The organism is Mycobacterium sp. (assembly GCF_004298145.1).
Taxonomy (GTDB): Bacteria; Actinomycetota; Actinomycetes; order Mycobacteriales; family Mycobacteriaceae; genus Mycobacterium.
Map to the genome: position 1 here is coordinate 1 of NZ_SCRH01000043.1, position 26,838 is coordinate 26,838.

A 26,838-nucleotide genomic window follows, 5' to 3' on the forward strand; every position below is an offset into this window, starting at 1 on the left:
TCTCAGTTCGGATTGGGGTCTGCAACTCGACCCCATGAAGTCGGAGTCGCTAGTAATCGCAGATCAGCAACGCTGCGGTGAATACGTTCCCGGGCCTTGTACACACCGCCCGTCACGTCATGAAAGTCGGTAACACCCGAAGCCAGTGGCCTAACCCTTGGGAGGGAGCTGTCGAAGGTGGGATCGGCGATTGGGACGAAGTCGTAACAAGGTAGCCGTACCGGAAGGTGCGGCTGGATCACCTCCTTTCTAAGGAGCACCACGAAAAGCACTCCAATTGGTGGGGTGCGAGCCGTGCGGGGTTCTCGTCTGTAGTGGACGGGAGCCGGGTGCACAACAGCAAATGATCGCCAGACACACTATTGGGCCCTGAGACAACACTCGGTCAGTCCGTGTGGAGTCCCTCCATCTTGGTGGTGGGGTGTGGTGTTTGAGTATTGGATAGTGGTTGCGAGCATCTAGATGAACGCGTAGTCCTTTGTGGCTGACGTGTTCATTAAAATGTGTAATTTCTTTTTGATTTTTGTGTGTAAGTAAGTGTTTAAGGGCGCATGGTGGATGCCTTGGCATCGAGAGCCGATGAAGGACGTAGGAGGCTGCGATATGCCTCGGGGAGCTGCCAACCGAGCATTGATCCGAGGATTTCCGAATGGGGAAACCCAGCACGAGTGATGTCGTGTTACCCGCATCTGAATATATAGGGTGCGGGGGGGAACGCGGGGAAGTGAAACATCTCAGTACCCGTAGGAGAAGAAAACAATTGTGATTCCGTAAGTAGTGGCGAGCGAACGCGGAACAGGCTAAACCGCACGCATGTGTAACCGGGTAGGGGTTGTGTGTGCGGGGTTGTGGGAGGATACATCTCAGCTCTACCTGGCTGAGGGGTAGTCAGAAAGTGTCGTGGTTAGCGGAAGTGGCCTGGGATGGTCTGCCGTAGACGGTGAGAGCCCGGTACGCGAAAACCTGTCACCTACCTTGTATCAATTCCCGAGTAGCAGCGGGCCCGTGGAATCTGCTGTGAATCTGCCGGGACCACCCGGTAAGCCTAAATACTTCTCGATGACCGATAGCGGATTAGTACCGTGAGGGAATGGTGAAAAGTACCCCGGGAGGGGAGTGAAATAGTACCTGAAACCGTGTGCCTACAATCCGTCAGAGCCTCCTTGTGGGGTGATGGCGTGCCTTTTGAAGAATGAGCCTGCGAGTCAGGGACATGTCGCGAGGTTAACCCGTGCGGGGTAGCCGCAGCGAAAGCGAGTCTGAATAGGGCGCATCCCCTTTGGGGTGTAGTGGCATGTTCTGGACCCGAAGCGGAGTGATCTACCCATGGCCAGGGTGAAGCGCGGGTAAGACCGCGTGGAGGCCCGAACCCACTTAGGTTGAAGACTGAGGGGATGAGCTGTGGGTAGGGGTGAAAGGCCAATCAAACTCCGTGATAGCTGGTTCTCCCCGAAATGCATTTAGGTGCAGCGTTACGTGGTTCACCACGGAGGTAGAGCTACTGGATGGCCAATGGGCCCTACTAGGTTACTGACGTCAGCCAAACTCCGAATGCCGTGGTGTAAAGCGTGGCAGTGAGACGGCGGGGGATAAGCTCCGTACGTCGAAAGGGAAACAGCCCAGATCGCCGGCTAAGGCCCCTAAGCGTGTGCTAAGTGGAAAAGGATGTGCAGTCGCAAAGACAACCAGGAGGTTGGCTTAGAAGCAGCCACCCTTGAAAGAGTGCGTAATAGCTCACTGGTCAAGTGATTGTGCGCCGATAATGTAGCGGGGCTCAAGCACACCGCCGAAGCCGCGGCACATTCACCGTACGGTGGATGTGGGTAGGGGAGCGTCCCTCACTCAGCGAAGCCTCCGGGTAACCGGTGGTGGAGGGTGGGGGAGTGAGAATGCAGGCATGAGTAGCGATAAGGCAAGTGAGAACCTTGCCCGCCGTAAGACCAAGGGTTCCTGGGCCAGGCCAGTCCGCCCAGGGTGAGTCGGGACCTAAGGCGAGGCCGACAGGCGTAGTCGATGGACAACGGGTTGATATTCCCGTACCCGTGTATGGGCGTCCCTGATGAATCAGCGGTACTAACCACCCAAAACCGGATCGACCATTCCCCTTCGGGGGCATGGAGTTTCGGGGCTGCGTGGGACCTTCGCTGGTAGTAGTCAAGCGATGGGGTGACGCAGGAAGGTAGCCGTACCAGTCAGTGGTAATACTGGGGCAAGCCTGTAGGGAGAGCGATAGGCAAATCCGTCGCTCATTAATCCTGAGAGGTGATGCATAGCCGATTGAGGCGAATTCGGTGATCCTCTGCTGCCAAGAAAAGCCTCTAGCGAGCACGTACACGGCCCGTACCCCAAACCAACACAGGTGGTCAGGTAGAGAATACCAAGGCGTACGAGATAACTATGGTTAAGGAACTCGGCAAAATGCCCCCGTAACTTCGGGAGAAGGGGGGCCGGAAAACCGTGAACACCCTTGCGGTGGGAGCGGGATTCGGCCGCAGAAACCAGTGGGTAGCGACTGTTTACTAAAAACACAGGTCCGTGCGAAGTCGCAAGACGATGTATACGGACTGACGCCTGCCCGGTGCTGGAAGGTTAAGAGGACCCGTTAACCGTAAGGTGAAGCGGAGAATTTAAGCCCCAGTAAACGGCGGTGGTAACTATAACCATCCTAAGGTAGCGAAATTCCTTGTCGGGTAAGTTCCGACCTGCACGAATGGCGTAACGACTTCCCAACTGTCTCAACCATAGACTCGGCGAAATTGCACTACGAGTAAAGATGCTCGTTACGCGCGGCAGGACGAAAAGACCCCGGGACCTTCACTACAACTTGGTATTGGTGTTCGGTACGGTTTGTGTAGGATAGGTGGGAGACTGTGAAATACAGACGCCAGTTTGTATGGAGTCGTTGTTGAAATACCACTCTGATCGTATTGGACACCTAACGTCGAACCGTATATCCGGTTCACGGACAGTGCCTGGTGGGTAGTTTAACTGGGGCGGTTGCCTCCTAAAATGTAACGGAGGCGCCCAAAGGTTCCCTCAACCTGGACGGCAATCAGGTGACGAGTGTAAGTGCACAAGGGAGCTTGACTGCGAGACTTACAAGTCAAGCAGGGACGAAAGTCGGGACTAGTGATCCGGCACCCCCGAGTGGAAGGGGTGTCGCTCAACGGATAAAAGGTACCCCGGGGATAACAGGCTGATCTTCCCCAAGAGTCCATATCGACGGGATGGTTTGGCACCTCGATGTCGGCTCGTCGCATCCTGGGGCTGGAGCAGGTCCCAAGGGTTGGGCTGTTCGCCCATTAAAGCGGCACGCGAGCTGGGTTTAGAACGTCGTGAGACAGTTCGGTCTCTATCCGCCGCGCGCGTCAGAAACTTGAGGAAACCTGTCCCTAGTACGAGAGGACCGGGACGGACGAACCTCTGGTATACCAGTTGTTCCACCAGGAGCACGGCTGGATAGCCACGTTCGGACAGGATAACCGCTGAAAGCATCTAAGCGGGAAACCTTCTCCAAGATCAGGTTTCTCACCCTTTTAGAGGGATAAGGCCCCCCGCAGACCACGGGATCGATAGGCCAGACCTGGAAGCTCAGTAATGAGTGCAGGGAACTGGCACTAACCGGCCGAAAACTTACCAACATACAATCGCAACCACAGTCCATTTCTGCGGCATATTGCCGCAGAAAGCTTCGACACCGCACCCCTCCACCAAACAAATTTAAATAGAGTTACGGCGGCCACAGCGACAGGGAAACGCCCGGTCCCATTCCGAACCCGGAAGCTAAGCCTGTCAGCGCCGATGATACTGCCCACACGGGTGGAAAAGTAGGACACCGCCGAACATACACAAAAACACCCCCGGCAACGGGGGTGTTTTTGCATTTGTAGCCAAATCCGTTAGGGGACAGGCAGTTAGAGACATGTCGACACGACGGTCAGCTGCTCGCGCAATGGGCCATGTTTGGGAGCGGGATCGCGGCATGCGGCACAATCTTGGCCGATTGTGCGTGTCAGCCGGCGCATCGGACGCGTCGGGGTGCCGCCCGAGTTATCGCAGGACACCGTCGGATCAGCATTTGCGGACGCGATCACGGCCGGACGACGCAGTCTTGTGCTGCCTTTCAGAGTCGCGCCATTACATCACCATCGTGATTTGCTGAACCGACTCAACGATATTTTGCTTGGTGGGTGAAGACACGATGCTGGACTTCCCACGAGAGCCGCAGGGTGGCGGTTGAGCAGTCAGCCGCACTACAGATTCGGACACCAGCGCTCGCAGAGCTGCGGCCTACCCGTGCGCCGCCGTGGGTAACAGGAGTTCTGCATCACCGACGGCACCGCGTTCGACGATGCTGAACGCGGTTTCTGCGAGCGTCCTTACATCCTCGCCCGACTCGATCGTGGCATGCAGCACGGCGCGCAGTGCGGCGACCATGCAGGATGCCCGAACCTGGACGCGCAGAAGGGCAGCGGGATCGCTGGTTAGCCCCTGTGAGAAGTAATGCTTGAGGATGTCCTCGAATTCGTGTGCGATCTCCAGGTAGCGGCGGCGCGGCGCAGGTTCTGTGAACCAGAGGCGCATACAGGTCACGCGCAGGTCCGCCTCAAAGGTGTCGATGAACCGCTCCAGCTGCTGAATGACCGCTGCGCGGGCTGTTTGCCAGCGGTCGGCACTCAGGGGCGCGGCGTCGAGGGTCTCCCGCAGGCCCGCAACCACCTCCGGAGCTGCTCCGAAGAGGACGTCTTCTTTGGTGCCGAAGTAGCGATTGAGCGTGCTTCTCGAGCACATCGATGCGGCGGCGATCTCTTCCACGCCGACCGCGTCGTAGCCCCGGGTCACGAACAGTTCGACCGCGCGCCGCACGATAGTGGCACGCAGCGCTGCCTTTTTGCGCGCTCGCAAATCGGTCATCGGCCCATTGTAGATGCGTGCCGCTGCTGATGCGGCGTGTTAATTGCAGCGTCGATACTATTGCCCTGTAATGTCAACTTAACGTACGTGTGCGCATCACACACAGGGAAGAGAGGAGTCGTCGATGAATGTCCACAGCCAGCGGATCTGTGCATGGATGGGGAGCATATCGACGCCGATCCCCGCGGTGTACCTGCAGACCGCGGCGTACCCGGCCGGCGTGCGGTAGCCCAGCGCCGAGTGCCGGTGTCAGTGGTTGTGCTCGGACTTGAAGCCGCCGATGACGACCCGGGCCCCGAGCACGGTATTCCCGTGGTTGCGGGCGAGGCATTCCCTCCGTAGTCGATTGTTGAACGATTTGATATGCGCGCCATTCCACGGCCCTTCGCAAAACTGTCGCAGCGCTTGAGGAATAAACTCAGGTCCATTGTCCGTCCGTAGGATCTTCGGACGCCCATCCGCGGCAGCGAAAACCATCTTCAGCTCGGCGACGAGGCGCTCGGCGGCGATGGAGCGCTCAGGAATCGGATCAGCCAAATCAGGCCGCGAGATAGAATCAGGCCGCGAGATAGAAGCCGATCGTGACGGCGCAGACAATTACGCACCACGCTTCCAGGATCGCCCGAAGCGGCGGAGGTGCATTCTTGAGTTCCATGAAGTACAGGCCGATAAAGCGGACCTTGGCGAACGCGATGATCAAGACAGCGACGCTGTTGATCTTGTCACTGTCGATGAAGCCGTGATGGGTCCCCATGGCCCAGGAGACGAGGGTCGCGATAATCAGGCAGAACCAAACGACCGTGGCCGACGACTTCAGCAAATCTGCCTGCGTCCGGGCCTCGACGTCATGGGGAATGTAGGTCATCGGGTCACCTCACCAAGAAGATCAATGGAAACAGGACGATCCAGAGGAGATCGACCATGTGCCAGAAGCACGCGCCGCTCTCGAACAACGAATACTCTTTCGTGCCCATGTCGGGTTTGCGTGCGAGTTTGAACAACCCGATCAAGACTGTCAGGCCGATCAGAAGATGAAATGCGTGCAGGCCGGTCAGCACGTAGTAATACATGAAGAAGTCGCTGGTATACGGCGTGATGCCATGTTGGACCTTCTCCGTGTATTCCACCACTTTGATCGCCAGGAATCCCACGCCGCAAATGAAAGCTCCGATGATGAATTTCGGCGCGTGACGACTTTGGGTTGCGGATCGCACCGCGCGCGTCGCGAGGACGACGGATAGTGAACTGACCAGTAGCAGCACGGTGTTGATCGCACCGAAGTTTTTGTTCAGCGCGGCCTGATCAAGTGCGGCTTGGGCGGGGTTGCCGATACGGACCAACAGGTAGAGCGCGAAAAATACGGCGAATACGGACATGTCGCCGAATATGAAGATCCAGACGCCCCCTTCTGCAGGGGTCCGCCAGCTCTTCTTCGGCGATGGCGGTACGGCGTCGGCCGGGCGGGCCTCGGTGGTGCTCACCATGGATGTTTTCCTTCTGGGTAGTTCTGGCTGGCGTCAGGCTCGGCCGATGGGGCGACGGCCCTCAGACGGGGGTGCGGCTGAGTGGCTCTCGTCCGGCGAGGAGGTCGTGCTCGGTGCGCAATGCGGAGATCTCGTGCCGCAATTGCTCGATCTGGGCAGCGTGATCCGTGACGGCGGTGGAGGGTTGCTGTTCGGCGAGCTCCTCGGCTCGTTGCCGGTTGACCGCGTTGAGCAGCAATTTGGTCAGCGTGAGCATCCAGATCGTGTAGATGATGGCCGGCACCCAGAAGGAGATGACGCCGTTCCATGCGAGCGGGCCGTCTTTGAAGTACGGGATGACCGTTCCCGGCAGGAAGACCAGCTGAGCCCATAGGTTCATCCAGGCGAACCACCGGGGGAGAATCGGTTCCTCGCGCTTGTCGCCGAAGATCGCCAGACTGATCGCGATGCCCTGGATCGTCACCACCGGCACAGAGATGAGGAACATCATCCAGCCCAGATCGTTGAAGCGCTGGGTGATTTCGGGGTTCTCCAATGGGCGGTAGGCCGCGACCTGCCAGAAGATGGCTGCCAGCTGGAACAGCAGCACGAAGAGGGTGCCGAGACCGAACTGGACGAGGGTCATCGGCGCCGTGGCGCCCTCCATCCGCTTCATCTGAACCGAGATCGCGCACACCCACGGCTGATAGCAGATACCCGAGAACAGCACCAGGATCATGCCGGTCCGGATGCCCGTGACGTTGTCGGCGTAGAACTGCGCAATCTCCGCGGGGCCCGTATTACCGCTCGGCGGGGGGAGGAACTGGGCGAATACCAGCAGGCCGACGATCCACCCGATCGCGCAGAACGGCCCGGCCACCGCGCACACCTTGTTGTTGACGTAATTCATCTGAGCCCTTCCGGGTCCACGACCACACCGGGTCGCTCGCAGTGCCGCCCGTTGAGTGTTCGCACAAATCGGCTAGGGAACACTGTATAGAGTCATCCAACCTAATGATGCATCGATTCAATCGATGCGTCCACCCTAATGCCGCATCGAAGCAATCGACGCGTCCGCTATAGTGTCATAGCGTCTCATTTTCTTGTAGGGTGGCGTCCGTCATGCGCAGCGGGGGGAAGGACTCCTGGGATGAGCATCCGCAGTCAGGGGATCGTTGCGTGGATGAGGTCGAGGTGCGCTGTCATCTGGGCGGTTGGTTGCGAAACTCACCCGGGGATTCCAAATTCTTTGACGGTGCCGGCAAGCTGAACTGGGAGCAGACGCGGTGATATCCGAACGCGCACAACGGATTCTGTTGTGGTGGGGTCTGGCGTTTACTGTGATCTACGGTCTGGCGTGGTGGAGGTTGTTCCACATGATGCCGCCGCCGTCGGCGAAACTGCAGCCCGGCCAGATCGCCGATTTCTACCGTGAGCACAGTACCGAGATCAAAGTCGGTGCCGTCCTCGCCAGTTGGACGAGCGGCTTCATGGTGCCGATCGCCGTCGTCGTCGGCGTCCAGATCTCACGCCACGAGAAGGGCAGACCGGTCTGGTCGACGCTGGCGATCGCCGGCGGAACCTTGATGTCCGTCGTGCTCGTTCTACCGCCGATCTTCTGGGGCGTCGCCGCGTTCACCCCGAACCGCTCGCCCGACATCACCGCGATCATGCACGAGTTGGCGATGCTGACCTTCGTCACCACGGATCAGTACTACATCTTCATGTGGGTCGCGATCGCGGCGGCCTGCCTGATCCCCAATAAGGTTCTCTACACACCGTTCCCACGCTGGTTCGGTTACTACACCGCGTGGACGGCGTTGATGTTCGAGCCGGGGGCACTGGCGTTCCTGTTCCGCTCGGGTCCGTTCTCGTGGACCGGCATCCTCGCATTCTGGTCGCCGGTAGTGACGTTCTTCGCCTGGATCGTCGTGATGGCCACGTTGCTGTTCAAGGCGATCGGCCAGCAAGAGCAACACGACCTCGACACGGAGGGGGCGCTGTTACCGCCGTAACCGCGATCGTCAGGAACGGGCCATGGCCGGGTGCGAATCTTTCAACAGACGTCGAAACGGCGTGCACCAACATCCACGCACACAATCCCGTCGGGTGGCTGGGATCAAACCGCCCGGACCAAAATCCGAATGACGCAGATGGACACCAAGTGCCACAGCCGAAAGTCCGGCTCCCACCCCAATGACCTTGATCGGCGAGCTCAGTAAAAGCGTCTGGCGGCGCTAGCTGCGGATTCGCCGCGCACTGACAGCCCCGCACACAAGACCACGGTCGCTCGGATCGACGAAGTGATAGAGCTTGTGGTGCAACGGACTTCGGGACCGACAATCTGGCGTTCCCGCCAGCACGCGAGCGCGGCCAGGCCGCCCACCGAGGACTCCGCGCCCGCTGCGCGGCGTTCGACGAACTCAAGAAACGCTCCGTGATCGCCAACGTCGCGGTTGCCTGCGGACTGGCCTGATGGCGCTGGTCACCGGCAGCGCTCGACGACTGAACAGCGCTGAATCGTCCAGATGAGTCGTGACGGATGTCGGACAAGCGTATTGGAGCAACCCGCACTCTGCTATGGGCAATCCCGTTGCCTTGCAAGCGATCACGCTCGACTCTAGATCAGCTGGCCAACTCCGAATCGACAGTCCCGTCCCGCGGTACCCACCCGCGCAGATCAGACGGACACGCGTCGACACCACACGCTCGAGAGCCGAACACCTCACCTGGCACAGAAGTAGCGGCCGCGACGACGGTTGCGGCCGCTACTTCACCCTGCGCCTTGACAAAGGGGCTGACATATCAGGTGCCGATACGCGCACATCGTGCCCGAGAGGGTCGCAGTGCTCGACGGCTAATCGAACAGCGTTGTCGTGAACCGGATCTCGACCGAATGCCCCGGGTGGTCGTTGAGTTATCCGGCAAACGGCGGGCGCGCCATCACCGTCGGGCGGATCCCATAGCGCGGACCGGCGCCGGACGAACCGGTACCGGCACCCGCCAGCGGCATCCCGCCCAGCATTCCGGGCCCTGACGTTTCCGGAGTGGTGATGATGCGGCTGATCGGAATTGGCGAAGCCCCAGAAGCTGCCGCCGGGGCTGCGGAGGAGGCCCAGCTGGCCGGTACCGAGAGTTGGCCGACCGGCGCCGCGCTACCCAGGCCCGCCGAGATGGCGCCGCCCCCGCTGCTCAAGGCCTTCCCGAGCGCGGGCAGGCCAGTCGCCGCTTTGGCACCCTCGCTGGCGGCCTTGGCGGCCGGCGCCAAAGCCTTTCCGAGCGATTGAAAGTGAGTCGACATGCCGGTAGCGCGATAAACCATCGCGAGGGTGTTCTGGGTCGGACTCGAGTATTGCGACCACAAGCTCACGAGATCATTCCCTTTCAACGCGTCCGTGATAGGTGTCGCGGACGCAGTTGCTGCACTGGGCGACGCGAGGCTTTGCAGTGCGGAGGGCGTGGAGGACAACAGTTGCGACTGGGTAGCCGTGCCGGCCGATGTGCCGGCGGCTCGGGTGACCGCCGCGGCCTGCATGGCCTGTCCGGCCGGGTTGGTGGTTTGGGCCGGCTCGGTGAACGGCGTCACTTCGGCAGTCGGCGCGGTCTGGGCGGCATAGCCGTACATCGCGGCGGCATCTTGAGCCCACATTTCACCGTATTGGGCCTCGAGCTGCGTGATCAGCGGAGTGTTTTGACCGAGCACATTCGTGGAAATCGCCTGGCTCAGCAGCGTGCGGTTCGCCTCGATCAGCGGTGGGGGCACCGTAGCGGCGAACGCGGTCTCGAAGGCCCCCGCCGCCGCCCTGGCCGATGTGGCGGCCTGTTCGGCTTGCGCGGCGCTGGTACGCATCCATGCCACATATGGCTTGGCTGCCTCGGCCATTTGTATCGATGCGGGGCCCATCCACCCTTCGCTGGTCAGTTGCGTGATTACGGTGTCGTAGGCGGTCGCGGCGGCGTCCAGCTCGGCAGCCAGCATGTTCCAGGCCCATGCGGCAGCCATCATCGATGCCGGTCCCGCTCCGGAATACATGCGCGCAGAATTGAACTCAGGGGGTAACGCTCCGAAATCCAGCACCTGTCCCCCTTAGCTGGACGCGGCCGCGTTGATGGCCTCGGTGGCCTGGTACGAACCGGCGCCGAGGTGCAGCATTTTCACGAAGCTCTCGTGAATCATCGTGGCCTGGGCACAGACCGTCTGATACATCTGAGCGTGCGTGGCGAACTGCGCTGCGATCAGCACCGAGACTTCGTCGGTTGCCGCGGGAACCACTCCCGTCGTTGGTGCTGACGCAGCTGCATTCTGTGCGGCCAGCGCCGAACCGATCACGGACAATTTGCCGGCGGCTGCGGATAACGCTTCTGGCTGGGTGGTCACGAACGACACGGTGATTTCTCTCCTCACGGTCCCCGGTTTCAACGGCGTCAAAAGCCGCTCCCTTGTGAGGTTAGATGCTGCGCGGCCAATCGCCCACTTATGGCCACAGATGTTCACTTCTAGCTAGATATCGTTCATAGATATGAACTGACAGGTACATATCCACTCCTTTAGATCACTTGGGTGCACTAAAAGCCACTAAGGGGGAAGGATTGCCGTGACGGACGAAGGGCACCGCGCCAGCGACGGCACGGCCCTCGGGTGTCGGCTGCGCTAAACGGTGGCCGACCAGACGTATCTGACCAAGTTTCGGACGGTGTCGTCGCGGATGCGACGGCCGTCAACTACGTGAAGGGACCAATTAGTGGATTACGGCGCGCTTCCGCCGGAAGTCAACTCTGGGCGCATGTACGTCGGCGCGGGTGCAGGGCCGATGCTGGCGGCCGCCGCAGCCTGGGACGGGATAGCCACCGACCTGTACATCGCGGCCGCCTCGTACAGCTCGCTGATTTCCGAACTCACAAGCATGTGGATCGGGCCGGCGTCGGCGTCGATGGCCAGCGCTTCGGTGCCGTATGCAACGTGGCTGACCGCGACCGCCGCGCAGGCCGAGCAGACGGCCGTCCAGGCGAAGGCCGCCGCAGCAGCCTATGAGGCCGCATTCGCGATGACGGTTCCGCCGCCAGTGATCGCCGCCAACCGCGCGCAACTGATGATGTTGATCGCGACCAACTTCTTCGGGCAGAACCTGCCGGCGATTGCGGAGACGGAGGCTCACTACGCCGAAATGTGGGCCCAGGACGCGGCCGCGATGTACGGCTACGCCGCGGCATCGGCGGGGGCATCGGCATTGACCACCTTCGACCAGCCGCGCTCCGCCACCAACCCGGCGGGCCAGGCCGGTCAAGCCGCCGCGGTCGCCCACGCCGCCGAGACCAGTGCACAATCCAGCACGTCCACCTCTGGGCTGGCAAACCTTCAATCGACCTCTACCGCACTACTGAATGCGGCGTCCGGGGCGTCCAATTCCTCCAAGCCGGTGGAATGGAAAGACTGGGTCAACATGTACACCAACAACCTTGGCATCGTCTATAACCACATGGGCGACTATGAGCACTTTATGAAGATCTGGGGAGGTAACCTACCGGCCGCCGCCAGCAAAGGAGCCGAGGCCGCGGCGGCCTTGCCTCGTCTGGGTGGGAGCCTGGGTGGAGCCCTGGGCAGCGGCCCGCTGCCGTCGTCTGTGTCGGCGGGTCTGGGCAGGGCGGCCACGGTGGGCCACTTGTCGGTGCCGCAGAGCTGGGCCGGTGCGGCCCCAGCGACCAGCGGGGAAACCACGTTGTCAACCCTCAGCAGCGCCAGTGCCAGCGCCGAAGCCAAGCCAGGCGGCCTGCTCCGCGGAATACCGCTCACGGGTACGGGTCGGAGCGCCGCCGGGGGCAAGATGGTCGGACAACGCTACGGGTTCCGCCACGTAGTCATGGCACGATCGGTAGTCGGCGGATAAGCGCCCAGATCGGCAATACGCGCTGATCGCGGGCGTCGATGCCCGTGACTCGAACTATTCGTCGGACTCGAACTATTCGTCGGAAGTGAACCAGGCGACCTTGGTCCGCCAAGATCGGGCAGAACCGTAGGCGAAGCCAATTGCGCTCAGGCAGGCGCACAGCCAGACCGGCAAGACGATATCGGAGCCCGCCCAGGCGGTGCCCATCTGAATCACGGTCGCTGCCACGCCGAATGCGGCGGAGATCAGATAGAGGTCGACGGTCGTCGTTGAGCGGGGATCCGTCCGCAGTATCAGGAGTACTCGCCCGGCGTAGACGAGTAGGTAGATCATCAGGCCGCCCAAGACCAACCAGTACGCCGCCAGCCAGATGTCGCTGGCCGGCGCGGCGAAGAAGTCGAGGTGATGGCCTTCGTCGGCGATGATGAACAGCGCTACCAGCAGCGGAACCGCAAGCCGGAGCGGGCGCGTGATGTGTTTGCGCAATAGACCGCGCTCGTGGGTTTCGTCGACGAGACGGACGAGCCCGTGCCGGATGATCGCCGTCACCGCGAAGATCCAGCAGATGTGGCCGAGGAGATGTTGTACGTTCCACAGCCCGAAGACGCGGTGCAGGGGTGAGCCGAGCGCGGCCGAAGCCCAGTGCGACATCAGCAGCACGGCGCAGCCGTGCAGCGCGATGTTGCGGGTTGCGCCGGCCTCCCATCGGGAGCGCCAAGTGCCACGCCGGATCCACAGGCTGTACAAGATGGCAGCCAGGGTGGCGATGATGAGTGCGGTTTTGATCATTGAGAGGGGCCCGGCAGTGCCGCTCAGACGGGCGGACTGTTGGGATCGGGGCGAAGGTCACGCAGCCTGGGCGGGCCGGCCTGGGACTCCAGGTACTCGGTGACCGAGTCGGCGTCGATCAGGCCGTAGCGGACTTGCAGGTCAATCGGATTCAATCCTAAATACTTAGCCGCTCTGATCAGGTTGTCTGCGGTGATCAGCCTGCCTTCGCGGGCCGCCTTGTAGTACGCGGATTTGCGGTAGCCAAATGCTTCGTAGACCTCGGTCGCGGCCAACGGCCTACCGACCAGGTACGGCAGAACCACGGCTGGGTCCTTCGCACTGTCGTCCACGATTATGGACAATATCGCCGTTGGACTGACCTGGCAAAAGGAAACGCGAGTAATCGTGAACACCCGTCCCCTACGCGATCGTCGCCCCGGCCGTTAATCGAACAGTGTTGCGCAGCTGTGGTCCTTTTCCAGATCCAGCAGGGTGCGTTTGCGCTGCAGGCCGCCGCCGTAGCCGGTGAGGCTGCCGTTCGCGCCGATCACCCGGTGGCACGGGACGATGATGGAGATCGGGTTATGTCCGTTGGCCAATCCCACGGCGCGTGCGGACCCCGGGGCACCGATCTGCTCGGCAATACGTCCGTACGATCGCGTCTCGCCATACGGGATTGTCAACAACGCCTCCCAAACGCGCCGCTGAAATTCGGACCCGTGCAGATCGAACGCGAGATCGAAGTCGGTGAGCTCGCCGGCGAAGTAGGCGGCCAGTTGCTCGACGGCATCGTTGAACGCCCGCGGATTCGGCGACCAGCCGGCGCGGTCCGGCTCGTAGGTCTGGTCGACCATCCGCAGGTGTGTCAGCACCGAATCGCGCCCGGCCAGGGTTAGCAATCCGATGGGGCTGTCGATGGTGCGGTACTCGATCATGCGACCTCCTGTGGCGGCCAATGGTTTACCGGATGTTCAAGGGTGGTCCAAAGATATTGCGTGGCATAGGAGCGCCAGGGGCGCCAGCGGGCGCTGTGTTCGATGAGGGAGCGTTCGCCGAAAGGCAATCCCAGTCGTTTTGCGGCCAGGCGCAGACCGAGATCGCTGGCGGGGAAGGCATCCGGGTCGCCGAGGCCGCGCATCGCGATCACTTCCGCGGTCCAGGGGCCCACCCCGGGCAACGCGAGCAATTGTTTGCGGGCGCTTTCCCAGTCGCACCCGGTGTCCAGGACGATGCTGCCGTCGGCGAGGCCGGCGACCAGTGCGCTCAGCGTGCGCTGACGGGCCTTGGGCACCGCCAGATGGCTGGGGTCGATCTCGGCGAGCTCTTCCACGGAGGGGAAGGTGTGGGTCAGCGTTCCTTCGGCACCGTTGACCGGCTGTCCGTAGGCGGCGACCAAGCGGCCCGCATGGGTGTTCGCGGCCTTGGTGGACACCTGCTGTCCGAGCACCGCACGCACCGCGAGTTCGGCTTCGTCGACCGTGCGGGGGATGCGCTGCCCGGGCGCCTTGGCCACGACGGGACGCAGGTCTGCGTCTGCTCCCAGTGCCTCGTCCACCGCTTCCGGGTCCGCATCGAGGTCCAGCAGCCGCCGGCAACGGGCGATCGCCGTTGTCAGGTCGCGGAAATCGTCGAGCACGAGGACGCAACTGACGTGGTCGACGGCAGGCGCCAAGCTCACGATGGCGTTGCCGAAGGGAAGGCGCAGGCTGCGTCGGTACGCGCCGTCGCGGACCTCCTCGCAACCGGGAACGGTGCCGGCCGCGAGATGGCCAAAGACGCCCTCGTAGGCGAAGGGCGTGCGTACCGGGAGCCGAAGGCACACGGTGCCAGGCGAATTGGCCCCGAATGCGGAGCGCGCCGCCGCGCGCTTGCGTAGCGCGCTCGGTGTGCCTTCGAACACCGAACGCACGGTGTCATTGAACTGACGGATGCTGGAGAACCCTGCGGCGAATGCGACGTCGCCGAACGGCAGGTCCGTCGTTTCGATCAGCACACGCGCCGTCTGTGCGCGTTGCGCACGGGCCAGCGCGAGCGGGCCGGCACCGACTTCGGCCTGCAGGAGCCGTTCGAGCTGTCGAGTGGTGTAACCGAGGTGGGCGGCCAGGCCGCCGACGCCGTCGCGGTCCACTGCGCCGTCGGCGATGAGCCGCATCGTCCGTGCCACCACGTCACCGCGCACGTTCCATTCCGGGGACCCCGGAGAGGCGTCGGGACGGCATCGCTTGCATGCCCGAAAGCCGGCACGCTGAGCGGCCGCCGCCGTTGGGTAAAACCGCACGTTACGGGCGAATGGCGGCCGCACCGGGCAGCTGGGCCGGCAGTAGATCCGGGTCGTCAGCACCGCGGTGACGAACCAGCCGTCGAACCGGGCGTCCTTGGACTGGACGGCGCGGTAGCAGCGGTCGAAATCGTCGTGCATGCTTCCAGACTTACACCCGCCCACCGACAAAACTAGCGGGAAAGCGACATCGTTGTGAGCGGGTATGCCGGGGCGACGCATCGCGTGGGTCGGCCTCGCCCTCCGACCGGCTTTCTTGTCGATTCGAGGTACCTGCAGCACGCGATGGTATTTACTGTGAGCCAACTCCCCGGCTCTGGCGGCGTGACCCGACGGGCTGAGTGGGTTCGGGGAAAGGCGAACTGATGAAGTGGCTGGCGGTGTGGTGGGGGCAGGATGACCACTTCGATTGGCTGACAGGCTATTTGCAGGCGCATGGGCTGAGCACTAATACCCGCAGGGTTTTGGCTGTCGTGGCGGCCTCATTAGTGCTGGTGCCCGTCAACGTGTGGTGGGGCCCCGACCCGTTGTATCCCCGTGTGGCGCTGACGGTTTCCATCCTGGCCGCCGTGATCGGGGTGGCCATGGCGGTGTTGTGGTTGAGCGGATGGCCCACTCGGCGCCAGTCCATTTTCTACGTCATGACCGGCTGCGTATCCATCGGCGGGGGCTGCCTGTGGCAGCCTCAGCCGCTTATCGGGCTGATGGCGTGCTCGGCGCTGTCGGTGACGGGCGGCTACATCGCCTTCTTCCACACCGCAAGGCTCATGGCGCTGAACTTCTGCGTGGCCAGCGCGATCGGGGCCTGGCAAGCGGTGCGTCTGGCCGCTACCGGGCAGACGGTGCTGGCGTTCACCGGCTATTTTCTGGTCCTCGAACTCAACGTGGTCGTTCCGCTCGCCATCCAGGTGGTGGTGCGCGCACTTTGGGTAGATCTCTTGCGCGCCAACCGCGACCCGCTGACCGGCTTGCTGAATCGGCGAGCCTGCGACCGAGCGATAGTCGGTCGGATGCTCGCCGGCGCCCATCACATGTTTCTGGCGGTGGCGATGGTTGACCTGGACCGCTTCAAAGAGCTCAACGACACGCGCGGGCACGCCGCCGGCGATGAGGCGCTCATCGAGGTAGCGGGCACCTTGACCACTGCATGCGGTGAGGCCGCCATCGTCGGCCGCGTCGGCGGCGAGGAATTCTTGATCGCTGACATCGTCACGACAGAACAGCTGCCGCGATGGGGTCGGCAGCTCTGTGATGCCATAGCTGCGATGAACGCATCGGTGACCGCGAGCGTCGGAATCGCCACCCTGTCCTTGAGCGGCGTTGTCTCGGAATATGCCGAGCACGCGTTCCATCAGTTGGTGGCCCATGCCGACACCGCGATGTATGAAGCCAAACGGTGTGGGGGCAATCAAAGTCGCCACCACCAAGTGGCGGCCTGAGCCTCTGTCGGGACGGGTTTACTGGGCGGGTCGAGCGACGTCAACCGGAGAGGCCAGCCGGGTGGGGCGCTCATGCCCGCGCAGGGTGATGGTGTCGCCCAACGACCAACGGGCCCTCTCGTTTTCGCTGGCACCCTCGATGGCGTCGGCCGTCGCAAGCACTCGGCTCGAGTGCGACTTGGCGAGCTCGCACAGCCGCGCGGCCTCATTGACCGGCTCGCCGATAACGGTGTATTCGAAGCGCTCCCTGGCGCCGACGTTCCCCGCGACGACTTGCCCGGCCGCCACACCGATGCCGGCCTGGCAGTCCGGCATCTCGCTGCCCAGCCGATCGGAAATCGCGCGTGCGGCCGCCAGTGCCTCGTCCTCCGGAGAATCAAGACGATTCGGCGCGCCGAAGATCGCGAGCGTCGCATCACCTTCGAACTTGTTGACAAGTCCATGGTGTCGGTCCACACCCTCGACGACGATCGTGAAGAACCGGTTGAGCAGTGAGACTACTTCGGCCGGCGGCAGACTGGTCACCAGCTGCGTGGAGCCGACGATGTCGATGAATAGGACAGCGACGTGGCGTTCTTCGCCGCCCAGTTGCGGTCGTTCACGTTCCGCGGCCAGCGCGACCTCGCGCCCGACGTGCCGGCCGAAAAGATCGCGGACACGTTCTCTCTCCCGCAGGCCGTCGACCATCGCGTTGAAGCCGCGTTGCAGCTCACCGAGTTCGGTGCCGTCGAATACCACTAAGTCACCGCGCAGATCGCCCCGTTCGACGCGCCGTAGCGCGGCCCGCACCACCCGCACCGGTGTCGCGGTGAGCCAGGCCAAGATCCACATCAGGACGCACCCGAAGATCAACGGGGCCATCGACACGATCAGAACGCCCACCGCGAACTGGGTCTGGGTCAGGTTGCGCAAGACGAGCTCGAAGAAGGCCAGCATCATGATCCCGATGACGGGCACGGCCGAACCGAGGAACCAGACCACCATCGTCCGGCCCATGATGCCCGCCGCCAACCGTCGTGGCGGCGGCCCGGCCTCGAGGGCCTGGGCGGCGACGGGCCGCAGCGCGAACTCGGCGAGCAGGTAACTAGCGGTGGCGACGACCACTCCGCAAAAGCTCACGACGAGTAGAAACCGCGGAATGAACAGCGTGTTGACCAGGCCGTACAGCGTCGTCAGCACCACCGTCCCCAGGCCCCACAGGACGAGGTCCACGAGGGCGATTCGCCATGGGGCCACGAAGGTGTTGCGCTCGTCCTCCTGAGTTGGCGTGCGCTCCTCGATCGCCCAGCGCAACGCGATGACGGTCCGGCGCGTGATCCAGTAGGTACCCCAGGTCAGCACCAACGCGATGAGGGCCGGGACGACCCCGAAGGTGAGCCACGCCGGCGCGTCGTCGAACACGCTCGGCACCGGGATGGCGACCGTCACCAACAACAGGGCGACGGCGATCCCGATCAGGTTGGTCCCCAGGATGAGGACGGTCATGATGATCTGGATGCGCACCCGGCGACGGCCCTGGCTTTCCGACACCCGGCCGAGCAGCAGGGAGCCGTACGCCGGCGTCTCTGGCAGACGGCCGCTCTGACGGGTGACGCGCTCGAGCACCCGGCCTATTCGTTGCGCCACGGACTTGTTGGCCGACATGGTGGCGTCAGCCTAATTTGTCGGCCACGCTCTAAGGTGAGTCGGGTGCGTCTAGTGATCGCTCAATGCACCGTTGATTACGTCGGCCGACTCACCGCGCACCTGCCGTCCGCGCGCAGGTTGCTGTTGTTCAAGGCGGACGGATCGGTCAGCGTGCACGCCGATGACCGGGCCTACAAACCGCTGAATTGGATGAGCCCGCCGTGCTGGGTGAGCGAGCAGGCCGGTGACGTGGCGCCGGTGTGGGTCGTCGAGAACAAGGCGGGCGAACAACTGCGCATCACCGTCGAGGAGATCGAACACGACTCCAGCCACGATCTCGGCGTCGACCCGGGGTTGGTCAAGGATGGCGTCGAAGCGCACCTGCAGGCGCTGCTCGCCGAGCACGTGCAGCTGCTGGGCGACGGGTACACCCTGGTGCGTCGCGAGTACATGACCGCCATCGGGCCCGTCGATCTACTGTGCCGTGATGAACGCGGCGGCTCGGTGGCAGTGGAAATCAAGCGACGCGGCGAGATCGACGGTGTTGAGCAGCTCACCCGCTACCTCGAGCTGCTCAACCGGGACAGCGTGCTGGCGCCGGTGCAGGGAGTCTTCGCGGCTCAGCTGATCAAGCCGCAGGCGCGTACCCTCGCCGTTGATCGCGGAATCCGTTGTGTGACATTGGATTACGACAAGATGCGCGGCATGGACAACGATGAGTACCGGCTGTTCTGAAGCTTTGTCACTAGACTGATCGAATGCCTCGGCGCCGCACACCGCCACGTCGGTATCGGTCGTCAGCGCCGCCGCCGGCATTGCGCCGGGTGGAGGTCGGGCCCGACGGCCACGAGTACGAGGTTCGCCCCGTCGCGGCGGCCCGTGCGGTCAGGACCTACCGGTGCCCCGGCTGCGATCACGAAATTCGCTCCGGCTCAGCACATCTGGTCGTGTGGCCGATCGATTCGACGCTGACGGGAGGCCCGGGCCAAGTCGAAGACCGCCGCCATTGGCACACGCCGTGCTGGGCGCACCGCGCGACCCGCGGTCCAACCAGGAAGTGGTCGTGAACGTCCGGTCTCAGGCGGCCGGTTCGACGAGTTCGATCAGAACTCCGCCGCCATCCTTGGGGTGGATGAAGTTGATCCGGGAGTTTGCCGTGCCGCAACGGGGTGCGTCGTAGATCAGTCGCACACCTTGCTCGCGGAGCCGCTCGACCAGGGCGTCGAGGTCGCTGACCCGAACGGCCATCTGCTGGATACCGGGTCCGCGCTTGTCCAGGAACTTCGCGATGGTCGAGGAGTCATCGATCGGGGCCATCAACTGAATCTGCGCGGTGCCTGCCGGGGCACCTCGCACTGCCAGCATGGCCTCGCGGATTCCCTGCTCCTCGTTGACTTCCTCGTGCACCAGGATCATGCCGAGGTGGTCGTGGTACCAGGTGATGGCGGCGTCCAGGTCGGCGACTGCGATGCCGACGTGATCGATCGCCGTTACCAGTGAGGTAGCCAGGATCTGACGGGCGTCAACTTGATCGGTCGTCATCACATAACGGTAACCTGGCGGCAAAGATTGCGCTTCTCCGGGAGGCCGAAACGGCCTTCGAGGGGGCGCCTGGCAGGCCTTAGGAGATAGTCATGACGACGTCGGTGATCGTTGCTGGAGCGCGGACACCCATCGGCAAGTTGATGGGTTCGCTGAAGGATTTTTCGGCCAGCGATCTGGGTGCCATCGCGATCGCCGGTGCACTGGAAAAGGCCAATGTCCCCGCGTCGGCGGTCGACTACGTGATCATGGGCCAGGTGTTGACCGCCGGGGCCGGCCAGATGCCGGCACGCCAGGCGGCCGTGGCGGCCGGCATCGGCTGGGATGTTCCCGCGCTCACCATCAACAAGATGTGTCTGTCCGGAATCGACTCCATCGCCCTGGCTGACCAGCTCATTCGCGCCGGGGAGTTCGAGGTGGTGGTGGCCGGTGGTCAGGAGTCCATGTCCAAGGCGCCCCACCTGCTGATGGACAGCCGCTCGGGCTACAAGTACGGCGACATCACGGTCTTGGACCACCTGGCCTATGACGGCCTGCATGACGTGTTCACCGACCAGCCGATGGGAGCGCTCACCGAGCAGCGCAACGACGTCGACAAATTCACCCGCCAGGAACAGGACGAGTTCGCTGCGGGTTCGCATCAGAAGGCGGCCGCGGCATGGAAGGACGGCGTCTTCACCGACGAGGTGGTACCGGTCAACATCCCGCAGCGCAAGGGTGATCCGCTGCAGTTCACCGAGGACGAGGGGATTCGCGCCAATACCACCGCCGAGTCGCTGGCCGGCCTCAAGCCGGCATTTCGCCCTGATGGCACCATCACCGCCGGTTCGGCCTCGCAGATCTCCGATGGCGCGGCGGCGGTGGTGGTGATGAGCAAGGCCAAAGCGCAGGAGCTGGGGCTGAGCTGGCTGGCCGAGATCGGTGCGCACGGTGTGGTGGCCGGGCCGGATTCCACCCTGCAGTCGCAGCCGGCCAACGCGATCAGGAAGGCGATCAGCCGCGAGGGCATCTCCGTCGATCAGCTCGACGTCGTGGAGATCAACGAGGCGTTTTCGGCGGTGGCGCTGGCCTCGACGCGTGAACTCGGCGTGAATCCCGACATCGTCAACGTCAACGGCGGTGCGATCGCCGTCGGGCATCCCATCGGAATGTCGGGAGCGCGCATCGCGCTGCACGCCGCCCTCCAATTGGCCCGGCGCGGCTCCGGTTACGCCGTCGCGGCGCTATGCGGGGCCGGCGGGCAGGGCGACGCGCTGATTCTGCGAGCAGGTTAGCCAGACGTCCGGGCCTCCCCGCGACGTTGCTGACGCGGCACCCGGGCCAGAAATTGTGATCTTCGTCATACGGGCCGATCAGGTCATCTTTTTTGACGTGGTTTGCGGCCCCGCCGCCCCCGCGCCGGAGCACCGCCGCCACCGGGTGGATCGGTAGCCCACGCGCATGACAAACTTGACGGCGTGACGCGCCCGCGACCTTCCATCGGCCCCGCACTGACCGGTGCGGTCGATCTCTCCGGTCTCAAGCAGCGCGCCCAGCCGGCGAGCAGTGCTCCCGGGGGGGCGGCGCCGTCGTCCAGCGAAGGTGCCGCAGGCATCACCACGGTCACCGAGGCCAACTTCGAAGCCGAGGTCTTGCTCCGGTCCGAGGAAGTGCCCGTCGTTGTGCTGCTGTGGTCCCCGCGCAGCGACGCGTGCGTCCAACTGCTGGACACGCTGTCCGGCTTAACCGGCCAGGACAATGGCAAGTGGTCGCTGGCGACCGTCAACGTCGATGTCGCGCCCAGGGTCGCCCAGATATTCGGTGTCGACGCCGTCCCGACTGTGGTGGCGTTGGCGGCCGGGCAGCCGATCTCGAGTTTCCAAGGCGTGCAGCCGGCCGAGCAATTGCGCGGCTGGTTGGACCAAATCCTCTCCGCGACGGCCGGGAAGCTCAGGGGAGCAACGGGTTCCGCGGAGCCCGAGGTCGTCGACCCGGAGCTGGCCGCGGCCCGTCAACAGCTGGAGGACGGCGACTTCGAGGCCGCCAAGGCGTCGTATCAGTCGATCCTGGATGCCAATCCGGCCAGCGTGGAAGCCAAGGGCGCGATCCGGCAAATCGACTTCCTCACCCGCGCAACCGCGCAACACCCGGACGCCGTTGCTGTCGCCGATGCCGCGCCGGGTGACATCGAAGCCGCGCTCGCGGCTGCCGACGTGCAGATCCTCAACCAGGAGGTCACTGCCGCATTTGAGCGCCTGATTACCTTGGTGCGCAGCACATCCGGTGATGACCGCGCCCAGGTGCGAACTCGATTGGTGGAGCTGTTCGAACTCTTCGACCCGGCCGATCCAGAGGTCGTCGTGGGACGGCGCAACCTCGCCAACGCGCTGTACTAAGAGCGGATTCCGCTCCACCAACGTCGAGTTGTTGGGGCCAGATGGCCGAAGCCGCGCAACTACTCGACGTTCGGCGCGGAATTTCGTGGCGTTACTCGGGTTCCAGCCACAGAGCCGACGTGGGCGGCAACACCAGCACCGCCGACGCCGGGCGCCCATGCCAGGGGTCCTCGGTTGCGTCGACCCCGCCCATGTTCCCGACTCCCGAACCGTTGTAGACGCTCGCGTCGGTGTTGAGCACCTCGCGCCAGCGGCCGGCCGACGGCAGGCCCAGCCGGTATCCACCATGCTCGGCGCCGGCGAAATTGAACACGCACGCCATCACGGAGCCGTCCTTGCCGTAACGCAGGAAGCTCAACACATTGTTGCCCGAGTCATTGGCGTCGATCCAGGAGTAGCCATCGGGGACGGTGTCTTGGCTCCACAGCGCCGGGTGGCTGCGGTAGATGTCGTTGATGTCGCGCACCATGCGCAGGACGCCGTTGGAGAATCCCTGCTCGTCGAGCTGCCACCAATCCAGGCCGCGCTCTTCGGACCACTCTGCCCGCTGGCCGAATTCCTGCCCCATGAACAACAATTGCTTACCCGGGTGGGCCCACTGGTAGGCGAGCAAGCTGCGCAGCCCCGCGGCTTTGACGTGATTGTTGCCCGGCATCCGCCCCCACAGCGTCCCTTTGCCGTGGACCACCTCGTCATGGCTGATCGGCAGCACGTAATTCTCGCTGAACGCGTAGAGCATCGAGAACGTCATCTCGTGGTGGTGATAGCTCCGATAGATCGGATCACGGCTGATGTAGTCGAGGGTGTCATGCATCCAGCCCATGTTCCACTTCATCGAGAAGCCCAGGCCGCCAAGGTTTGTCGGCCGAGTGACCCCGGGCCACGACGTCGACTCTTCGGCGATGGTGACGATGCCCGGGGCGGTCTTGTGCGCGGTGGCGTTCATCTCCTGCAGGAACTGGACCGCCTCCAAGTTCTCCCGCCCGCCGTAGACGTTCGGGGTCCAGCCGCCTTCGGGGCGTGAGTAATCGAGGTACAGCATCGACGCGACCGCGTCCACCCGTAGGCCGTCGATGTGGAATTCTTCAAGCCAATACAACGCGTTGGCCACCAGAAAGTTCCGAACTTCCCGACGGCCGAAGTCGAATACGTAAGTGCCCCAGTCGAGTTGCTCGCCCCGTTTCGGGTCGGAGTGCTCGTAGAGCGGAGTGCCGTCGAATCGTCCGAGCGCCCACGCGTCCTTCGGAAAGTGCGCCGGCACCCAGTCCACCAGCACGCCGATACCGGCCTGGTGCAGGGCGTCGACCAGGGCCCGGAATTCGTCCGGCGTGCCGAACCGGGATGTCGGCGCATAGTACGACGTCACCTGGTATCCCCACGATCCGGCGAACGGATGTTCGGCGATCGGAAGCAGCTCGATGTGGGTGAATCCGTGCTCCACAACGTAATCCGTCAGCTCGCGGGCCAGCTGCCGGTAGTTGAGCCCGGGGCGCCATGAGCCCAGGTGAACCTCGTAGGTGCTCATCGGCTCGAACACCGGGTTGCGCCCGGCGCGCTGTGTCATCCAGTCGGCGTCTTCCCAGGTGTACTTGCTGCGCGTCACCCGGGAGGCGGTGTGCGGCGGCACTTCGGTGGCAAAGGCCATGGGGTCGGCGCGCTCGGTCACGATTGCGTCGGCGCCGTGGACGCGGAACTTGTACAGCCCCTGGAGCGGGAAGTCGGGCCAGAACAGCTCCCACACTCCCGACGAGCCCAACACCCGCATCGGGGCTTCGTTGCCGGTCCAGCCGTTGAACTCACCGATCAGGCTGACGCCCTTGGCGTTGGGTGCCCACACCGCAAACGACACCCCGTTGACGACGCCGTCGGCCGTGGTGAACGAGCGAGGGTGCGCGCCAAGGACTTCCCAGAGCCGCTCGTGGCGCCCTTCGGCGAACAGATGAAGGTCAACCTCGCCCAGGGTGGGCAGGAAACGGTAAGCGTCGGCGACGATGTACGGGTCGGAATTCTCGTAGGTGATCCGTAGCCGGTAGTCGATCAGGTTGGTGAAGGGCAGGAGCACGGCGAAAAGGCCGGATTCGATGTGCTGCATCGGGAATCGATCGTCACCGACGAGTGCGACGACTTCGACCGCGTGAGGCCGGTACGCCCGAATGACGGTGTGATCGCCGCATTCGTGGGCCCCCAGAATGCCGTGCGGGTTGTAATGTGTGCCAGCGACCAGGCGCGACAGATCGGCAGGATCGGGCGCCAGGTGCGTCCGAGCGAGTTGGTCGGCTTGGCTCATGTCCCTTTCACCTCCGGTCCAGTTCATGTCCTGGCTCAATGCCTGCGCAGCAGCGTCATTCGAGCGTCATGCGATATGAGCGGCATGTTGATGATGTGCGCGACCGCCCGTCCCGGATCGAGGCGAACGTAATTGGCTTGCCCCCATTGGAATTCCTGGCCGGTGATCTCGTCGCGCACCCAAAAGCGCTCATAGGGCTCCATACCCAATGCGGCCATATCTAAAAACAGCGTCGCTTCCTCAGGGCCGAATGCGTTGAGCGTCGCCACCACCAACACGCAATCACCGGTCGCCGGGTCGAACTTGCTGTAGGCGAGCAACGCATCGTTGTCGACGCTGTGGAAATGGATGGTGCGCAGTTGCTGCAGCGCGGGATGCAGTCGACGAATCGCGTTGAGCTGCGCGATGAATGGTTCGAGCGACCTTCCCTCAGCGAGCGCAGCCGCGAAATCGCGAGGCCGCAATTCGTACTTCTCCGAGTCCAGGTACTCCTCGCTGCCTTCCCGCACCGCGCGGTGCTCGAACAGTTCGTACCCCGAGTACACACCCCAGGCCGGCCCCATGGTCGCCGCCAGCACCGCACGGATGGCGAACATCCCGGGTCCGCTGTGCTGCAAGATGGCATGCAGGATGTCGGGTGTGTTGACGAACAAGTTGGGCCGGCGGAAGTCGGCGAGTGCGGCGATGTCGTTGCCGAATTCGGTCAGCTCCCACTTCGCCGTGCGCCAGGTGAAGTAGCTGTACGACTGCGTGAATCCCAGCTTGGCCAGCCCGTACTGCCGGGCCGGTGGCGTGAAGGCTTCGGAGAGAAACAGCACATCGGGATCGATGGCTTTGACCGCGGCAATCAGCCAGGCCCAGAAGTCCGGGGGTTTGGTGTGCGGGTTGTCGACGCGAAAGAACTTGACGCCGTGGTCCATCCAGTGCCGGACCACGCGCAGCGCCTCGTCGTAGAGGCCGGCCGGGTCGTTGTCGAAGTTGATCGGATAGATGTCCTGGTACTTCTTCGGCGGGTTCTCCGCATAGGCGATGGTGCCGTCGGGCAATTCGGTGAACCAGTTGCGGTGGTTGCGCGCCCAAGGGTGATCCGGTGCGCATTGCAGCGCCAGATCCAGCGCCACCTCCATGCCCAGCTCGCGTGTCGCGGCGACGAAGGCATCGAAGTCCTCGATGGTGCCCAAATCCGGGTGGACGGCGTCATGGCCGCCCTCGTCGCTGCCGATCGCCCAGGGAGACCCCACATCTGTCGGCGCGGCGGTCGGGGAGTTGTTGCGCCCCTTGCGGTGCACCTTGCCGATCGGGTGGATCGGCGGCAGGTAGACGACGTCGAATCCCATTGCCGCGATACGCGGAAGCGCGGCGGTTGCCGTGGCGAATGTGCCGTGTACCGGGTTTCCGTCGACGTCCCGTCCGCCCGTCGAGCGGGGAAACATCTCATACCAGGAGCCGAACCGGGCCAGCGGCCGGTCCACCCAGACGCTGTGCTGCTCGCCCCGGGTGACGAAATCGCGGAGCGGATAGTCCGCCAGGATTTCTTCGATCTCCGGCCCCAACGCCAGCGCGGTTCGGGTGACCGGGTCCCCAGGCGTGCGGAGTGCTGCGGCGGCCGCCAACAGCGGTTCGCGGCGGGCGCGTGGCACGTCGGTCGCGGCACGCTCGAACAGCCCGGCGCCGACCAGAAGATCGTTGGACAGTTCCTTCTCGCCCTGACCGGCGTCCAGTTTGGCGACCAACCCATGCCGCCAGGAGTGGATCGGGTCGCCCCACCCATCGGTGCGGAAAGCCCACAGCCCGACCTGGTCGGGGGTGAACTGGCCGTGGAACACATAGGGCTCCAGGCCCATCGTCATCGGCAGCGACAGCGGCTTGACCCGTTGCTGATCAACCGCGCCGTCGCGTTCGGTGACCGGCTTTTCGGGCGCCTGAACCGCTTTGACTCGGCGCGTCTCCGTTACCTGCGGATAGCCTGGCCCGAGGTAACGCACGACCAGGGTTGCCGCGACGGCCTCGTGACCTTCTCGCCATACCGCGGCGCTGACCGGCACGACCTCGCCGACCACAGCTTTCGCGGGATACGCGCCACAGGAAACGACCGGCTGGACGTTGTCGATCTCGACACGACCGGGCACCACCACTCCGTTCGATCTGCCCGGTTCCTCCGCCGCCCGCCTCGTGGGCCGCGATCGTCACCGGGGGTGTTCGATCTGCCCGGTTCCTCCGCCGCCCGCCTCGTGGGCCGCGATCGTCACCGGGGGTGT

At 63.5% G+C, this 26,838-nt stretch carries 22 protein-coding genes and 3 rRNA genes; 10 read left to right on the forward strand and 15 right to left on the reverse strand.

Annotation, left to right across the window (positions count from 1 at the left end; all coding sequences use genetic code 11):
* The 3 genes from EPN51_RS17405 to rrf form a co-directional block, all read left to right on the forward strand.
* Positions 1 to 249, forward strand: a 16S ribosomal RNA gene (locus EPN51_RS17405); the annotation flags it as partial.
* A 282-nt stretch (positions 250 to 531) separates the two neighbouring features.
* Positions 532 to 3,641 (forward strand): 23S ribosomal RNA (locus EPN51_RS17410).
* A gap of 90 nt (positions 3,642 to 3,731) precedes the next feature.
* Positions 3,732 to 3,844 (forward strand): 5S ribosomal RNA (gene rrf, locus EPN51_RS17415).
* Between the two features lie 446 nt (positions 3,845 to 4,290).
* Here rrf and EPN51_RS17420 read toward each other — a convergent pair.
* The 5 genes from EPN51_RS17420 to EPN51_RS17440 all read right to left on the reverse strand — a co-directional run bounded on the left by EPN51_RS17420 (position 4,291) and on the right by EPN51_RS17440 (position 7,287).
* Positions 4,291 to 4,914: a TetR/AcrR family transcriptional regulator gene (locus EPN51_RS17420; protein ID WP_293044794.1), complete on the reverse strand. Its 624-nt coding sequence runs from the start codon at positions 4,912 to 4,914 to the stop codon at positions 4,291 to 4,293.
* 249 nt (positions 4,915 to 5,163) lie between these two features.
* Entirely contained in the window at positions 5,164 to 5,451 is a 288-nt protein-coding gene (locus EPN51_RS17425; protein WP_293044796.1) for a hypothetical protein, read from the reverse strand.
* Between the two features lie 19 nt (positions 5,452 to 5,470).
* Complete coding sequence (locus tag EPN51_RS17430; protein ID WP_293044798.1) at positions 5,471 to 5,779, reverse strand: cytochrome C oxidase subunit IV family protein; 309 nt, start codon at positions 5,777 to 5,779, stop codon at positions 5,471 to 5,473.
* Positions 5,780 to 5,783: 4 nt separating this feature from the next.
* A complete protein-coding gene (locus tag EPN51_RS17435) occupies positions 5,784 to 6,398 on the reverse strand; it encodes a cytochrome c oxidase subunit 3 (protein WP_293044799.1) in 615 nt (204 codons plus the stop codon).
* Positions 6,399 to 6,459: 61 nt separating this feature from the next.
* Complete coding sequence (locus tag EPN51_RS17440; protein WP_293044800.1) at positions 6,460 to 7,287, reverse strand: hypothetical protein; 828 nt, start codon at positions 7,285 to 7,287, stop codon at positions 6,460 to 6,462.
* Between the two features lie 376 nt (positions 7,288 to 7,663).
* Here EPN51_RS17440 and EPN51_RS17445 point away from each other — a divergent pair, with 376 nt between their 5' ends.
* Positions 7,664 to 8,392, forward strand: a complete 729-nt coding sequence (locus EPN51_RS17445; protein WP_293044801.1) for a hypothetical protein — start codon at positions 7,664 to 7,666, stop codon at positions 8,390 to 8,392.
* A 902-nt stretch (positions 8,393 to 9,294) separates the two neighbouring features.
* Here the strand turns inward: EPN51_RS17445 and EPN51_RS17450 are convergent.
* Positions 9,295 to 10,455, reverse strand: coding sequence for a PPE family protein (locus EPN51_RS17450; protein ID WP_293044802.1), 1,161 nt, complete (start codon positions 10,453 to 10,455; stop codon positions 9,295 to 9,297).
* Between the two features lie 9 nt (positions 10,456 to 10,464).
* Positions 10,465 to 10,764 (reverse strand): PE family protein, encoded by a 300-nt coding sequence (locus tag EPN51_RS17455; protein ID WP_293044804.1) that lies wholly within the window; start codon positions 10,762 to 10,764, stop codon positions 10,465 to 10,467.
* A 355-nt stretch (positions 10,765 to 11,119) separates the two neighbouring features.
* Here EPN51_RS17455 and EPN51_RS17460 point away from each other — a divergent pair, with 355 nt between their 5' ends.
* On the forward strand, positions 11,120 to 12,262 hold the full coding sequence (locus EPN51_RS17460; protein ID WP_293044805.1) for a PPE family protein: 1,143 nt from the start codon (positions 11,120 to 11,122) through the stop codon (positions 12,260 to 12,262).
* A 72-nt stretch (positions 12,263 to 12,334) separates the two neighbouring features.
* On the opposite strand, the gene EPN51_RS17465 is transcribed toward EPN51_RS17460, so the two are convergent.
* From EPN51_RS17465 to EPN51_RS17480, 4 genes are all read right to left on the reverse strand, one after another.
* Complete coding sequence (locus tag EPN51_RS17465) at positions 12,335 to 13,051, reverse strand: hypothetical protein (protein ID WP_293044807.1); 717 nt, start codon at positions 13,049 to 13,051, stop codon at positions 12,335 to 12,337.
* Between the two features lie 23 nt (positions 13,052 to 13,074).
* Positions 13,075 to 13,383: a hypothetical protein gene (locus tag EPN51_RS17470; RefSeq protein ID WP_293044808.1), complete on the reverse strand. Its 309-nt coding sequence runs from the start codon at positions 13,381 to 13,383 to the stop codon at positions 13,075 to 13,077.
* Between the two features lie 93 nt (positions 13,384 to 13,476).
* Entirely contained in the window at positions 13,477 to 13,968 is a 492-nt protein-coding gene (locus EPN51_RS17475) for a methylated-DNA--[protein]-cysteine S-methyltransferase (protein WP_293044810.1), read from the reverse strand.
* Entirely contained in the window at positions 13,965 to 15,452 is a 1,488-nt protein-coding gene (locus EPN51_RS17480; protein WP_293044811.1) for a DNA-3-methyladenine glycosylase 2 family protein, read from the reverse strand. The genes EPN51_RS17475 and EPN51_RS17480 overlap by 4 nt, the downstream gene beginning before the upstream one ends.
* 224 nt (positions 15,453 to 15,676) lie before the next feature.
* On the opposite strand from EPN51_RS17480, the gene EPN51_RS17485 reads away from it, so the two are divergent.
* Positions 15,677 to 16,750, forward strand: a complete 1,074-nt coding sequence (locus EPN51_RS17485; protein ID WP_293044813.1) for a GGDEF domain-containing protein — start codon at positions 15,677 to 15,679, stop codon at positions 16,748 to 16,750.
* Between the two features lie 18 nt (positions 16,751 to 16,768).
* Here the strand turns inward: EPN51_RS17485 and EPN51_RS17490 are convergent, their stop codons facing one another.
* On the reverse strand, positions 16,769 to 18,394 hold the full coding sequence (locus tag EPN51_RS17490) for an adenylate/guanylate cyclase domain-containing protein (RefSeq protein ID WP_293044814.1): 1,626 nt from the start codon (positions 18,392 to 18,394) through the stop codon (positions 16,769 to 16,771).
* 45 nt (positions 18,395 to 18,439) lie between these two features.
* On the opposite strand from EPN51_RS17490, the gene nucS reads away from it, so the two are divergent.
* Positions 18,440 to 19,111 carry an endonuclease NucS gene (gene nucS / locus EPN51_RS17495; RefSeq protein ID WP_293044816.1) on the forward strand — a complete coding sequence of 224 codons (672 nt, stop codon included), beginning with the start codon at positions 18,440 to 18,442 and terminating at the stop codon, positions 19,109 to 19,111.
* A gap of 23 nt (positions 19,112 to 19,134) precedes the next feature.
* Positions 19,135 to 19,443, forward strand: coding sequence for a hypothetical protein (locus tag EPN51_RS17500; protein ID WP_293044817.1), 309 nt, complete (start codon positions 19,135 to 19,137; stop codon positions 19,441 to 19,443).
* A 10-nt stretch (positions 19,444 to 19,453) separates the two neighbouring features.
* Here EPN51_RS17500 and mce read toward each other — a convergent pair whose 3' ends face one another.
* On the reverse strand, positions 19,454 to 19,921 hold the full coding sequence (gene mce, locus EPN51_RS17505) for a methylmalonyl-CoA epimerase (protein ID WP_293044818.1): 468 nt from the start codon (positions 19,919 to 19,921) through the stop codon (positions 19,454 to 19,456).
* Positions 19,922 to 20,010: 89 nt separating this feature from the next.
* Here mce and EPN51_RS17510 point away from each other — a divergent pair, with 89 nt between their 5' ends.
* Both EPN51_RS17510 and EPN51_RS17515 read left to right on the forward strand, forming a co-directional pair.
* Positions 20,011 to 21,192: an acetyl-CoA C-acetyltransferase gene (locus EPN51_RS17510; RefSeq protein WP_293044820.1), complete on the forward strand. Its 1,182-nt coding sequence runs from the start codon at positions 20,011 to 20,013 to the stop codon at positions 21,190 to 21,192.
* A 183-nt stretch (positions 21,193 to 21,375) separates the two neighbouring features.
* Positions 21,376 to 22,293, forward strand: a complete 918-nt coding sequence (locus EPN51_RS17515; protein ID WP_293044822.1) for a co-chaperone YbbN — start codon at positions 21,376 to 21,378, stop codon at positions 22,291 to 22,293.
* 91 nt (positions 22,294 to 22,384) lie between these two features.
* Here the strand turns inward: EPN51_RS17515 and glgB are convergent, their stop codons facing one another.
* Positions 22,385 to 24,580, reverse strand: coding sequence for a 1,4-alpha-glucan branching protein GlgB (glgB, locus tag EPN51_RS17520; RefSeq protein ID WP_293044824.1), 2,196 nt, complete (start codon positions 24,578 to 24,580; stop codon positions 22,385 to 22,387).
* 35 nt (positions 24,581 to 24,615) lie between these two features.
* On the reverse strand, positions 24,616 to 26,709 hold the full coding sequence (locus EPN51_RS17525) for an alpha-1,4-glucan--maltose-1-phosphate maltosyltransferase (RefSeq protein ID WP_293044826.1): 2,094 nt from the start codon (positions 26,707 to 26,709) through the stop codon (positions 24,616 to 24,618).
* Positions 26,710 to 26,838 lie beyond the last annotated feature (129 nt).

Coding starts and splice junctions, on each gene's coding strand:
- EPN51_RS17480 (WP_293044811.1), bottom strand. CDS start 15,452: ATGCACGACGATTTCGACCGCTGCTACCGCGCCGTCCAGTCCAAGGAC.
- EPN51_RS17465 (WP_293044807.1), bottom strand. CDS start 13,051: ATGATCAAAACCGCACTCATCATCGCCACCCTGGCTGCCATCTTGTAC.
- EPN51_RS17500 (WP_293044817.1), top strand. CDS start 19,135: ATGCCTCGGCGCCGCACACCGCCACGTCGGTATCGGTCGTCAGCGCCG.
- EPN51_RS17485 (WP_293044813.1), top strand. CDS start 15,677: ATGAAGTGGCTGGCGGTGTGGTGGGGGCAGGATGACCACTTCGATTGG.
- EPN51_RS17430 (WP_293044798.1), bottom strand. CDS start 5,779: ATGACCTACATTCCCCATGACGTCGAGGCCCGGACGCAGGCAGATTTG.
- glgB (WP_293044824.1), bottom strand. CDS start 24,580: ATGAGCCAAGCCGACCAACTCGCTCGGACGCACCTGGCGCCCGATCCT.
- EPN51_RS17475 (WP_293044810.1), bottom strand. CDS start 13,968: ATGATCGAGTACCGCACCATCGACAGCCCCATCGGATTGCTAACCCTG.
- EPN51_RS17420 (WP_293044794.1), bottom strand. CDS start 4,914: ATGACCGATTTGCGAGCGCGCAAAAAGGCAGCGCTGCGTGCCACTATC.
- EPN51_RS17490 (WP_293044814.1), bottom strand. CDS start 18,394: ATGTCGGCCAACAAGTCCGTGGCGCAACGAATAGGCCGGGTGCTCGAG.
- EPN51_RS17510 (WP_293044820.1), top strand. CDS start 20,011: ATGACGACGTCGGTGATCGTTGCTGGAGCGCGGACACCCATCGGCAAG.
- EPN51_RS17435 (WP_293044799.1), bottom strand. CDS start 6,398: ATGGTGAGCACCACCGAGGCCCGCCCGGCCGACGCCGTACCGCCATCG.
- EPN51_RS17440 (WP_293044800.1), bottom strand. CDS start 7,287: ATGAATTACGTCAACAACAAGGTGTGCGCGGTGGCCGGGCCGTTCTGC.